The 12,767-nt window shown below is 58.7% G+C and carries 11 protein-coding genes; all 11 read left to right on the forward strand.

Going from position 1 to position 12,767, the window contains the following annotated elements; all coding sequences use genetic code 11:
- Window positions 1–340: 340 nt before the first annotated feature.
- The gene (locus ACZ5C3_RS12415; RefSeq protein WP_464037957.1) at window positions 341–3,514 is read left to right on the forward strand and encodes a GAF domain-containing protein; all 3,174 of its coding nucleotides are present in this window, start codon (window positions 341–343) and stop codon (window positions 3,512–3,514) included.
- A gap of 90 nt (window positions 3,515–3,604) precedes the next feature.
- A complete protein-coding gene (locus ACZ5C3_RS12420; protein ID WP_464037958.1) occupies window positions 3,605–4,525 on the forward strand; it encodes a helix-turn-helix transcriptional regulator in 921 nt (306 codons plus the stop codon).
- Between the two features lie 181 nt (window positions 4,526–4,706).
- Window positions 4,707–5,732 carry a TonB-dependent siderophore receptor gene (locus ACZ5C3_RS12425; protein WP_464037959.1) on the forward strand — a complete coding sequence of 342 codons (1,026 nt, stop codon included), beginning with the start codon at window positions 4,707–4,709 and terminating at the stop codon, window positions 5,730–5,732.
- Window positions 5,669–7,021, forward strand: a complete 1,353-nt coding sequence (locus tag ACZ5C3_RS12430) for a TonB-dependent siderophore receptor (protein ID WP_464037960.1) — start codon at window positions 5,669–5,671, stop codon at window positions 7,019–7,021. Before ACZ5C3_RS12425 ends, ACZ5C3_RS12430 begins: the two co-directional genes overlap by 64 nt.
- 46 nt (window positions 7,022–7,067) lie before the next feature.
- Entirely contained in the window at window positions 7,068–8,198 is a 1,131-nt protein-coding gene (locus tag ACZ5C3_RS12435; protein WP_464038327.1) for a PepSY-associated TM helix domain-containing protein, read from the forward strand.
- The gene (locus tag ACZ5C3_RS12440; protein ID WP_464037961.1) at window positions 8,195–8,401 is read left to right on the forward strand and encodes a hypothetical protein; all 207 of its coding nucleotides are present in this window, start codon (window positions 8,195–8,197) and stop codon (window positions 8,399–8,401) included. The genes ACZ5C3_RS12435 and ACZ5C3_RS12440 overlap by 4 nt, the downstream gene beginning before the upstream one ends.
- 121 nt (window positions 8,402–8,522) lie before the next feature.
- On the forward strand, window positions 8,523–9,695 hold the full coding sequence (locus tag ACZ5C3_RS12445) for an extracellular catalytic domain type 1 short-chain-length polyhydroxyalkanoate depolymerase (protein ID WP_464037962.1): 1,173 nt from the start codon (window positions 8,523–8,525) through the stop codon (window positions 9,693–9,695).
- Window positions 9,696–9,770: 75 nt separating this feature from the next.
- Window positions 9,771–10,727: a formylglycine-generating enzyme family protein gene (locus ACZ5C3_RS12450; protein WP_464037963.1), complete on the forward strand. Its 957-nt coding sequence runs from the start codon at window positions 9,771–9,773 to the stop codon at window positions 10,725–10,727.
- 137 nt (window positions 10,728–10,864) lie between these two features.
- Window positions 10,865–11,215 carry an EF-hand domain-containing protein gene (locus ACZ5C3_RS12455; RefSeq protein WP_464038328.1) on the forward strand — a complete coding sequence of 117 codons (351 nt, stop codon included), beginning with the start codon at window positions 10,865–10,867 and terminating at the stop codon, window positions 11,213–11,215.
- A 213-nt stretch (window positions 11,216–11,428) separates the two neighbouring features.
- Window positions 11,429–12,127, forward strand: coding sequence for an RNA polymerase sigma factor (locus tag ACZ5C3_RS12460; RefSeq protein WP_464037964.1), 699 nt, complete (start codon window positions 11,429–11,431; stop codon window positions 12,125–12,127).
- Between the two features lie 115 nt (window positions 12,128–12,242).
- Window positions 12,243–12,767: a DUF4142 domain-containing protein gene (locus ACZ5C3_RS12465; protein ID WP_464037965.1), complete on the forward strand. Its 525-nt coding sequence runs from the start codon at window positions 12,243–12,245 to the stop codon at window positions 12,765–12,767.

A 12,767-nucleotide genomic window follows, 5' to 3' on the forward strand; every position in this document is an offset into this window, starting at 1 on the left:
AGCGGCAGCTACAGGGTGACGAAGCGCTTGTCTCCATTGGCCCCCCGAACGCTGTGATGCGGCGATCCTTGCCCGCGTTCGCCATTAGTGAAGCATGGATTGTGGGAACCTCAAAGCTGAAGGGACATCTGATGGCACGTGGAGTTAGCTCCTGCCTGCTCCGGCGGGAAGCCGAGTTCACCGGCACATTGTCCAGACGTGTGCCGTTCAGCCCAAGCTCTTGTGGATTAATGCTGCTTTATTTCAATGGGATGGGAACCAATCGGGGGGCCACCGATTTTCAAGGATTACGCGTTTGGTCTCAAAAAAAGGGGAGGCGGGCGCTTTGGGGCGATGGGAATTGGCAAGTTTATCCGGCAATACCGATTTTCTCACCGGTGACGGTGAAATGGCTGCTCTCATCGGGGCGCACGATTGGTCAGCTTCTCTTGGTCCTCCCGCATCCTGGCCGCAAAGCCTGAAAACCGCCGTGAGCATGCTCGTCTGCTCCCCGGTGCCTATCGTCCTGTTGTGGGGCGAAGACGGCATCATGATTTACAACGATGCCTATTCGATCTTCGCCGGGGAAAGGCACCCGAAGCTTCTGGGCAGCAAGGTCCGCGAAGGATGGCCCGAAGTCGCCGACTTCAACGACAACGTCATGAAGGTCGGCCTGTCCGGTGGAAGGCTGTCTTACAAAGATCAGGAACTGGTGCTGTCGCGACGGGGGCGCCCCGAACAGGCGTGGATGAATCTCGATTACTCGCCCGTTATCGACGAGAGCGGGCGGCCGGGCGGTGTGATCGCCATCGTGGTGGAGACGACGGAGCGCATGCTGGCGGAGGCGCGGCGCAAGACGCTCGAAGACGCGTTGCGGGAGAATGAATCGCGTTTGCGTTTTCTCGACATGCTTGGCAAAGAAACCGCCAAGAGCCTCGACGCCGATGACATTCTAAAAACAACGACGTGGATGCTGGGGCGGTATCTGAAAGTCGCTGTCTGCGCCTATGCAGACATGGAGCCGGATCAGGATCACTTCACTATCCGTGGCGACTGGAATGCGCGCGGTGCGGCAAGCATTGTCGGCTATTACAGTCTCGCCACTTTTGGGCAGCTTGCGGTGAAGAGTTTGCGCGCCGGTCGTCCGCTCATTGTCAATAACATCGCGGATGAATTGATCCCTGAAGAAGCACAAACCTTCCTCCGCATAGGACTGGCGGCGACGATCTGCATTCCGCTGGTGATCGAGGGGCGCCTGACCGCACTGATGGCGATCCATGACAAGGTGCCACGCAAGTGGACCGCGGATGAACTGGCGCTGCTGACCGAAGTCACCGAGCGATCGTGGGCGCATATCCAGCGCGTGCGCGCCCAGCAGGCGGCGCTTGAAAGCGTCGATCGTCTAAATCTTGCGACGGAAGCGGCATCGATCGGCACGTGGGATTTCGATCCGGTGACGAAGGTGCTGCGCTGGGACGAACGCTGCAAGGCCATGTTTGGATTGCCGCCCGACGCAGAGGTGACTTACGACACATTTCTTGCGGGCATTCATCCGGATGATCGCACCTCGACCCATGACGCGGTGAAGAGCGCCTTGTCGGTCGCCTCGCGTGACCCTTACGATATCGAGTATCGCACAATCGGTCTGAGGGACGGTATCGAGCGCTGGATCGCTGCGACCGGCAATGCGATCTTTGACCACGGACACGCCACGCGCTTCGTCGGCACGGTGATCGATATCACCGCGCGAAAGAAGGCCGAGCGTCATCTGCGCCTGTTGAACGATGCGGGTGCAGCGGTGGCGAGGGAGCTCGACCTCGACAAGATCGTGCAGATCGTTACCGATGCAGGTGTGGAACTCTCCGGCGCGCAGTTTGGCGCGTTCTTTTACAATGTGCTCGATGAACAAGGCGCGAGCTACATGCTCTACGCGCTCTCAGGCGCGCCCCGCTCGGCGTTTGCGAACTATCCGATGCCGCGCTCGACCGCGGTGTTCGAGCCGACGTTCCTTGGCACCGGCGTGGTGCGCTCGGATAATATCCTGGAAGATCCCCGCTACGGAAAGAACACGCCGCGCAAGGGCATGCCGGAGGGGCACCTGCCAGTTCGCTCTTATTTGGCAGTTCCGGTGGTGTCGCGCTCGGGCGAAGTCCACGGCGGATTGTTTTTCGGCCACGCGGAAATTGGAAAGTTTACGGTCGAGCACGAGACGGCGCTGCTAGGCATTGCGGGCCATGCGGCGACTTCAATCGACAATGCGCGTCTGTTTCAGGCTGCTGAACGCGAGCTGGCAGAGCGGCGGCGTGCGGAGGCTGCACTCCAGTCGCTGAATTCGACGCTTGAGCAGCGCGTCCGTGACGAGATTGCTGAAAGACTGAAGACCGAAGAGCAACTCCGGCAGGCGCAGAAGATGGAAGCCGTCGGTCAGCTCACCGGCGGCATCGCTCACGACTTCAACAATATGCTGGCGGTGACCATCGGCGGCCTGAACCTCGTCCAGCGCAAGCTCGACCGGGGTGAGACTGATATCCAGCGCTATATCGACAGCGCCATGGACGGCGCGAAGCGTTCCGCGAACCTGACGCAACGGCTGCTCGCGTTCTCGCGTCAACAGCCGCTCGCGCCGGAGACGATGAACGTCAACCGCATGGTCGCCGGCATGAGCGATCTTCTGTCAAGAACGTTGGGCGAGACCATCAACGTCGAAACGGTTTTGTCAGCAGGCCTGTGGCAGGTGAAGATCGATCCGGCGCAGCTTGAGAGCACGCTATTAAATCTCTCCGTGAATGCGCGCGATGCGATGCCGCAAGGTGGCAAGCTCACCATCGAGACGACGAACGCGTATATCGACGAAAGATACGCGAAGGACTATGCCCTCGCATCAGGTCAATTCGTCCTCATCGCCGTCACGGATACCGGCACCGGGATGACGCGCGATGTGATTGAGAAAGCGTTTGATCCGTTCTTCACGACGAAGGGCGTGGGGAAGGGGACGGGTCTTGGTCTGAGCCAAGTCTATGGTTTCGTCCGGCAGTCCGGTGGCAACGTCAAGATTTACTCCGAGCCTAACGTCGGGACCACGGTGAAGGTCTATCTGCCGCGTTATGTCGGTGTCGCCGATGAATACGCGGTCATCTCGTCGCGAGATAATGTCTGCGGTGGCCTCCACAGCGAGATCATCATGGTCGTCGAGGACGAAGATCGGGTGCGGGCGATCTCTGTCGAAGCGCTGCGAGATCTTGGCTATACCGTCGTGGAGGCCAGCCGGCCAACGGAAGCTATCCGCTTGCTCGAGCAAGGACAGCAAGTGCATCTGCTGTTCACCGACGTGGTGATGCCGGAGATGTCAGGCCGGGAGATGGCGGACATTCTCCGCAAGATGAAACCGGATCTGAAAATCCTGTTCACCACGGGCTACACGCGCAATGCGATCGTGCACAACGGCGTTCTCGATGCGGGCACGAATCTCCTGTCGAAGCCGTTCAGCATCGATGCGCTCGCTGAGAAGGTCCGGACCATTCTTGATCAAAGTTAAGGCGCGTTTTATTCCGCGTGTATTTTTCGAATATCTCTAAATGTGAAGGTGATGTGTTGAGGCTTCAGGCATGGGCCGTCATAGTACCTTATGACTCATATTTACGATCGGATATTTGAAAACTACCGTATTCTCGATGCTGAAAATCGGCCGATTGAAGATACTTACTCCGGGCTTGCATTCTGGTTGGAACCGCCCGGTTGCGTGGTTCAGCGCAGCGATTTCTCTCTGCCTGCCGACCTTCATTCCGACGGCATCGTAAAGCCCGGTCTGTTTCTCTCCATCGTGCTCGAAGGAAGCGGGCGCGGGGGAACGAGCGACGGCATCGACACGCATTCCTATTGCGATAAGCAGATGCTTGCGATGGCGGTTCGCGAACCGACGCCTTGCAACGGCGAGGCCGCTGGTGGTTCGCACATCCGCGCGGTCGGGGTTGCGTTTCCATTTCCGTCGATCCAGCGGCTGGGGCTGGAGCACGAATTCGTCGAGCTTTTCAGCATGACGGAACGTCCGGTGCTGTCGATGAGTCTGCCGGCAACGCCGCGTGTTCAGGCGCTGGCGGCGGAAATGCTGTCGCCCACCATCGAGGGGCAGCCGGGACAATTGCTGCTCAAGGCCCAGGCAACGGAGCTGCTGGCGCGCTCATTGTTTGCACTCCGCCATCATGCGGATATCGATCCGCCGTGCGGCAACAAGCGGGCGCGTCTGCAATCGGTGAAAGAGCTGATGGATGCCAATCCCAGCTATCCGTGGAGCGTCGCAGAGCTAGCCCGGCGTGCGGGGGCGAGCCGCAGGACATTCAATATCCAGTTCCGGGCGGTCTATGGCGTCAGCGCCAATGATTACCTGAGAGACAAACGGCTGGGATTGGCGCGCGAAGCGCTGGTGCACCAGAATCTGACGGTGACTGAAGCGGCCTATGTCGCGGGCTATTCGAGCCCCGCCAATTTTGCCACGGCCTTCCGGAAGTTTTTCGGAGCGGCTCCGAGCGCCTATCGCGGCCAACGGTAACAGGCTGCGGTAAGACATCGAGCGGGCTGCAGCAAAAACAACACACCGTGCGCGGAACGACCTTCCTTCGAGAGCCTCAACATTCAATCAAAGATTTTCTGCGCAACTGCAAAGGCACCCCATTTCCAAATCTGCTTTTTCAAAGGCTTAGGCCGCAAGGCAGTAAGACGGGGACTTTGTTATGGGGCTTCATGGTTCGAGGCGAATCTTACGTGCGACGTTCAAGGGCGCGCTTGGCATCGCAATTTTCAGCGGCGGCTTAGAAGCCTCGCCAGCTTTTGCACAGTCCGCAGCACCGGAGCAGGGAACGGCGTTGCCGGAAGTTCGCGTCACCTCCACGCGTAACCGTCCACGTCCGCGTACGACGCCTGCTCCGGCGCCTGCGTCCGCGCCCGCGCAGACAACTGAAGCCCCAAGTCCTGCTCCCGAGAGCGGGATCGGCCCCGTGAACGGTGTTCTTGCGCATCAGAGCGTCACCGCCACAAAAACCGACACGCCCATTTTGGAAACGCCGCAATCGATCTCGGTCGTGACCCAGGATCAGATCGCGCAGCAGGGAGCGCAAACTGTTCAGCAGTCGTTGCAATATACGCCGGGCGTCTCTCTGCAGAGCTTTGGTGCGAACGCATTCTTCGATGGCTTCAAAATTCGCGGTTTCGACGCGCCGCGTTATCTCGATGGCCTTCGGCTTCCGAATGATAGCGTCCAGTTCGCTCTTCCGAAGATCGAGCCATACGGTCTTGAGCGTATCGAAGTCCTGAAGGGGCCGTCGTCCGGGCTCTATGGGCAATCAGACCCAGGCGGCTTGCTGAACATGGTCAGCAAGCGTCCAACGGTGACGCCGCACTACGATTTCGAAACAACCTTCGGCAACTTCAACTATAAGCAAGGCGCGTTCGATATCGGCGGCCCGATCGATAAGAACGGCGAATTTCTCTATCGCATCGTGGGTCTCGGTCGGTTGGCCGATACGCAGACCGACTTCGTGCAGGACAACAAGCTTTTCATTGCGCCGAGCTTCACCTGGCGTCCGACCACGGATACCAACTTCACGATCCTCTCGCAGTATCAGAAGATCGACAACAAGGGCTACCAGCAGTACGTGCCGGGACAGGTATCTTCCTGCCAAATCCGAACGGCCCCGTGCCCTTCAGCCGTTATCTGGGCGAACCTTCCGTCGATGGCTATAAGCTGGAGCAGGCGATGATCGGCTATGCCTTCGAGCATCGCTTCGACAACAACATCCAGTTCCGGCAGAATTTCCGTTACACGGACGTCAAGAACGACCTGCAAAGCACACGGCCGGAAGGAATGGACCCTGCCAATCCGACACAGCTGGTCGCGCGGTCCTACAATTATGTGAAGTCTGAATCGCAGAACGTCGCCCTCGACAATCAGCTTCAGGCTGATTTCAGAACCGGCATCTTGACCCACAAGGTTTTGGTCGGTGCGGATTATCTGCACCAAACCGGCAACAGCGATTATCGGACTCAGGGCTCGACGATCTTCGGTGGCGCGTTCCCATCGATCAACGCGTACACTCCGATCTATGGCGCGCCGATCCCATCCTTTGATTCCTTGGGCTCATTCATCAAGAGCGATGCGAAGCTCGATCAGGTCGGCCTCTACGCGCAGGATCAGATCAAGCTTGATCGTTGGACACTATCTCTGACCGGGCGCCAGGATTTCGTGAACAGCGAGCTGAACAGCCAGGCATTCTATCCGCCTGCTGGCACGTACCGGCGCAGCGATTCCGCGCAGACGGGACGTGTCGGCCTGAACTATCTGTTCGATTTCGGTCTCGCGCCTTACATCAACTACTCGACATCCTTCGTGCCGAACACTGGCGCAGGGCTTGACCTCAAGCCCTTCAAGCCGACGACCGGCGATGGCAAAGAAATCGGCGTCAAGTACCAGCCGTTGGGCATGAACCTGATGGTGACGGCCGCTCTGTTCGAGATCAATCAGAACGACGTTCTCACCGCCAATCCGATCAATCCTTTCCTCAGCATTCAAACCGATGCGGCTCGCTCACGCGGTTTCGAACTCGAAGTGCGCGGCAACCTTACGCGTGAGATGGAGATCATTGCCGGCTTCACGACGATTGATCCCACGGTCACCAAGAGCCTGCTGCCTGCGAAAGTCGGCAAATACCTGCAGGGCGTGCCGCTCGATCAGGCATCACTGTGGGCGAAGTATACGTGGTTCGATGGTGCTCTCGCCGGCTTTGGCCTTGGTGCTGGCATACGTTACGTGGGTAACAGCTACGGGGATGACCTCAATACCTTCGTGCTTCCGGCGTACACGCTGTTCGACGCCACAGTCAGCTACGATCTTGCCTATTGGCGGACGGACCTGAGGGGCTGGAAGGCCCAGATCAATGCCACAAACCTGTTTGATACGTACTACACGGTATCGTGCCTAACAGGGTTGCCTTACTGCGGATTGGGCACCTCGCGCACGGTGCTCGGGACATTGAAGTACTCCTGGAACTAGTTAGGAGAGTGGTGTGACGAGCGGCGCGCTGCGTAAATGGGGCTGGGTGCACAAATGGTCGAGCATCGTTTGCACGGTGTTCATGCTGATGCTGTGCATCACCGGCCTGCCGCTCATCTTCCATCACGAGATCGACGATCTGCTGCATGAAGAGACCAAGGCCGCGGTGGTGCCTGAAGGAACGCCATTGGCCAATCTGGATGCAGTTGTCGCCAATAGCCTCGCCAAGGAGCCGGGACACGTCCCGCACTTTCTGATCTGGGACAACGATGATCCCAATTCGCTGATGGTGAGCATCGGCAAGTCCATCGATGTCGATCCGTCCACCAACCGCATTGTGCGGGTGGACTCCCACACCGCAGCCTATCTCGATGCGCCGGATGTGACGGGGCGCTTCACCTACATCATGCTGAAGCTGCACACCGATATGTTCGCAGGTCTGCCCGGAAAGCTCTTTCTCGGCCTGATGGGCATTCTGTTTTGTGTTGCGATCATTTCAGGGATCGTCGTTTACGCGCCGTCGATGCGGAAGCTGAAGTTCGGCACCTACCGTAGCGAGCGGCCGCGCGTGGTGCGCTGGCTCGACATCCATAATCTTTCGGGCATCGTGCTGGTGATGTGGATGCTCGTGGTTGGCTTCACCGGCGTGATCAACACCTGGGCTGAGCTTGTTATCAAGATCTGGCAGTTTGGCCAGCTCGCGGAGATGACGGCGCAGTATAAGGGCAAGCCGCCGCCGAGCCATCCGTCATCAATCGACGCGGCCGTGCAGGTGGCGATACGTGCCGAGCCGAATATGAAGCCGGCGTTCGTGGCATTCCCGGGGACCATCTTCTCGAGCAAGAGCCACTATGGCGTGTTCATGCGCGGCAATACCCCGCTGACCTCGAAGCTTTTGAAGCCTGCGCTGATCGATGCTGAAACCGGGCAGCTGACCGACAGCCGCGAATTGCCATGGTACGTCTCCACGCTCTTGGTGTCGCAACCGCTGCACTTCGGCGACTACGGCGGCATGCCGCTGAAGATCATCTGGGCGATCCTCGACATCATCACCATCGCTGTGCTGATCACCGGGCTTTATCTCTGGCTGCGGCGTCGCCGGTCGGGCGTGAGTATCGAACGCGCGATAGTCAGCAGTGCGTCGACGCCATCCGAGCGTCCGGTGTTTACGTCATGACGGGGAAACGCCTCCACCATTCGCCGCGGCGGCAAACGCTTTGGCAGATCTTCATCATCCCGCTTGTGCTCGGCGTGCTCAGCACGGTGGGACTGATCTCCGCGCTGGTGGGTGACGGCGTGTGGGACGGCGTGTCGTGGATCACGCTCGGCATCCCGATCCTGCTGTGCGCTTACTTCTTTCTGAAGCCGCGACGCGGTTAAGCGCGTCTGCATCTCGGAACGGCTCGTGACTTTGGGGAACTCGATCACGCATTATTATTGTGCGACGCAGCAACCTTCTGACGGGAGGTGTGTTGGTAGTCTCTCTCACAAAGGAACTGCCGTGTCCCTTGCAAAAAATATCGAGTTTCTTCGCCATCTTCCCAAGCTGGACAAAATATCAGGATTGGGCGGATTTCATCGATCCCCGGGAGCCGGTGGTGCCCACAGTCCATTGATCGAAACATCGCGCTTCGGTTCCAATCCCGGCAACTTGCGCATGCTTTCGTTTGTGCCTGAGGGCATTCCCTCAAAAAGCGGACTGGTTGTCGTTCTTCATGGCTGCACGCAAAACGCTCGCGGGTACGATGCAGGAGCCGGGTGGTCGACGCTGGCGGAGCGTTACGGGTTTGCGCTCCTCATGCCGGAGCAAACCACATCGAACAACGCCAACGGTTGCTTCAACTGGTTCAATCCCGAAGACACCATCCGCGGCAGCGGCGAGGCGCTTTCCATTCGTCAAATGATCGATCACATCGTGCGCAAGCACGGTATCGATCCGAAGCGCATTTTTGTCACCGGACTATCTGCCGGAGGGGCGATGACAACCGTCATGCTGGCAACGTATCCGGAGGTCTTTGCCGGAGGTGCGATCATCGCGGGTCTTGCATATGGCGTCGCGAGCAATGTGAAGGAAGCGCTCAGCGGGATGTTCCAGATCCCGTATCGTTCCCACCGTGAGCTGGGAGATCTGGTTCGGCGCGCTTCACCTCATAAGGGTCCGTGGCCGAAACTATCAGTTTGGCATGGAAGCGCGGATCGAACTGTCAATCCAGGCAACGCGGATGAGATCATCAAGCAATGGCTGGACGTGCACGGACTTCCACTGTCGCCCATGTCGGAAGACATGATCGATGGCCATCCACGCACGACGTGGCGAAATTCCGAAGGGCAGACGGTGGTTGAATCGTTCACGATCAGCAATATGGCTCACGGAACGCCCCTTGGAATTGCGGAAAGTGGAGAGAGATTTGGCACCGAAGGAGCGTTTCTCATCGAGGCGGGAATATCTTCGTCGTTTCACATTGCAAATTTCTTCGGTTTGACCGGGAAAATTCACAAAGCCCGAGCGACTTCATTGACAACAACGGCGCCCGTGCTTGAGGGCGTTCAGAGCGAGCAAAAGAAACAATCGAAGGCTGGCGGATTTGGATCGAGAAGCCGGAGAGGTGAAGGCGGCATCGACGTCAATGCAGTTATCACACGTGCTCTTACAGCGGCCGGTTTGATGAAGTGACGGCTCCGGCATCTGGATAGCGCTTTCGTCCGTGTGTAGTCTCTCCGACTGGCGCATTTGGTGGAGGCGGCGATCGTGTCCGAGACTTCGACAATGTTGCAAGGGAGCGGCATTCCCGACCATCCTTCCTTGGCCCGGCGCTTCAAGTTGCTTTCAGAATTTTTGGTCCTGCTTAGCTTTAGCGGCCTTTGCAGCATCGCTCTCGATGCGGCAGCACAGGACGTCCTGAAGCAGCAGGGCCGATCCGGATCGACCGTGCTCACGGCGGAGGAAGAAAAGGCGATAACTGCGAAGCCTGGTTCAACGTTCAAGGAATGCGCAAAGGGTTGTCCGCAGATGATTGTCATCCCTGCCGGAAAATTCGTCATGGGATCGCCTGACAACGAGCCGGACCGCTCGGACAGTGAAGGCCCGCAGCACGAGGTGACCATCGCAGGGCCGTTCGCTGTCTCAAAATTCGAGGTGACATTTGACGACTGGGATGCATGCACGGTTGCCGGTGCATGCGCGCAGGTCCCCGATCATTGGGGGCGGGGAAAGATGCCCGTCATCAATGTGAGCTGGGAAGATGCCAAGGCCTATGTCGTCTGGCTCGCGCAAGCGACCGGAAAAGACTATCGCCTGCTGACCGAAGCCGAATGGGAGTATGCGGTGCGCGCCGGAACCACGACCCGCTACTACTGGGGCGATGATGCTGCAAAGGGCGATGCCAACTGCGACGGTTGCGGAGGCGAGTGGACGCGCGAGCAAACCGCGCCTGTGGGGACGTTCAAGCCCAATGCATTCGGTCTTCATGACATGGTCGGCAATGTCTGGGAGTGGGTCGAGGATCCTTGGCACGAGACTTACGTGGGTGCGCCAATCGACGCCTCAGTGTGGCTTCAGGATAGCGATCCAAACTTCCGCATGATCCGGGGCGGCTCCTGGCGCAATGAGAGCGAACGCGTTCGTTCGGCCAGTCGCGTCAGGCGTCATCGCCTCGTGGAGTTCGATACGCTGGGCTTCCGGGTCGCCCGAACGATGCAGCCGTGAAGGCCTGATGAGAACTCGGTGGTTGTAGCGGCGTTGGCGTGCTATCGTCATATTCCCGATGCCAGCGGAGAGACCGCCCTATGATCACGCGCCGTGCCATTGTTCAGATGCTGATTGCCGTTGGCGCCGTCTGCGTCATGACTCCCGCTCTCGCCAAGTCACATCGGAAGGGCCCGATCGGTCTGCTCGATACGGACAACGACGGCACCGTCGATCTCGACGAAGCTAAGAAGGCCGCGTCTGCCGTGTTCGACCGCCTGGAAAAAGATAACGACGGTACGCTTGATGCTAAAGAGTTGAGGGGACGTCTCACTGCCAAGGAGCTGGCCGCCGCAGATCCGGACAACGATGGCACGTTGACGAAGGATGAATACCTCAAGGTGGTTGAGCAGCGCTTCAAGGCCGCAAACCCTGATAACGACGGCACCATCGATGCCAAGGAATTCAAGACCAAGGCCGGGCAGGCGCTGTTACGGTTGTTGAAGTAAAATCTGAAGCCGTTCAGCCGAAAGGGCGACAAGTGGCCGCGAACTGATTCAGCGAGCTTGCGTTTCAGGCTGCGGATTTCATCGAAGCGGTGCGTCACGTCGCAGCTGCGAATATTCCCGCGTGAGGAAGCCGCCGGACAATCGGTAAAACGGCGGATTTCTTAGGAACCTTTTTCGCTGCCCTCCATCTAACGGACGACAGGAGGATCAGCCATGACACTGGCTAAGGGACAGCGTCCCCAGGCTTCGGTCGCGTCAGCGCCGGACGCCGATTTGGTGCGCCGAGCGATTGCGCGAGACGGCGATGCGTTCCGCACGATCATTCAGCGGTACAACCAGCGGCTCTACCGCATGGCGCGCAGTATCCTGAAGAACGACTCTGAGGCCGAAGATGCCGTGCAGGAGGCCTACATAAGCGCCTTGACCCATCTTGCGAGCTTTCGCGGCGACTCCAGCCTCAGTACGTGGTTGTCCCGCATCGTCATCAACGAAGCGCTTGGACGGTTGCGGACACAGCGTCCGAATGTGGATCTTGCGACATTCGAAGAGACCCGTGCGGCGGCTGACATCATTCCATTTCCTCTCGCATCGAAACTCGATGATCCGGAACGCACCATGGCGCAGCGCCAGCTTTTACAGCTTGTGGAACAAGCAACCGACAATCTTCCCGATGTTTACCGGATTGTCTTCACCGCACGCATCATCGAAGGCATGAGCGTGGAGGACACCGCTGAGGTTCTCGGGCTGCGGCCGGAGACCGTGAAGACCCGCCTGCACCGTGCCCGGCGGCTGGTGCGCGAGCAGCTCGACCGGCAGATCGGCCCGGTGCTGATGGATGCGTTTCCGTTCGCCGGACAACGCTGCGAGCGGATGACCGAGACCGTGATGCGACGGTTCGGGTTCTCGGATTGACAGAATTCGCAGGCGCTTTTTTCAGGAACCTTTTTCATCGGCATCCATCCAAGGGGTGTGAGTTCTCACCAACGCGGGCACTGCAACTGCGCGCCCGAACGAAAGGATTGACGCCATGTTCGTAAAGTTAAGCGCGGCTGTTGCTGCTTTATCGCTGTTCGCGGGAGGCGCATTCGCCCAGCAGGCGGCCAAGCCCACAGATCCGCAGATCGCGCATATCGCCTACACCGCCGGCGTGATCGACGTCACCGCGGCGAAGCAGGCCATTTCGAAATCCAAGAACAAGGCGGTGGTCTCATTCGCGGAAGACATGGTGCGCGACCATGAGGCCGTGAACAAGCAGGCGCTGGACCTCGTGAAAAAGCTGAAAGTGACGCCGGAAGACAACGACACGAGCAAGGCACTGTCCAAGCAGGCCGCGGACAAGCAGACTGAACTCTCGAAGCTTTCGGGAGCCGCCTACGACAAGGCCTACGTCGCCAATGAGGTTGCCTATCACAAGACGGTCAACGGCGCGCTGGAGACGACGCTCATTCCGTCCGCAAGCAATGCGGAGCTGAAGGACCTGCTGCAGACCGGCTTGAAGATCTTCCAGGGCCACCAGAAGCACGCCGAGCATGTCGCCTCTGAATTAAAGTGA

Source organism: Afipia dichlorophenoxyacetatis, assembly GCF_055386385.1.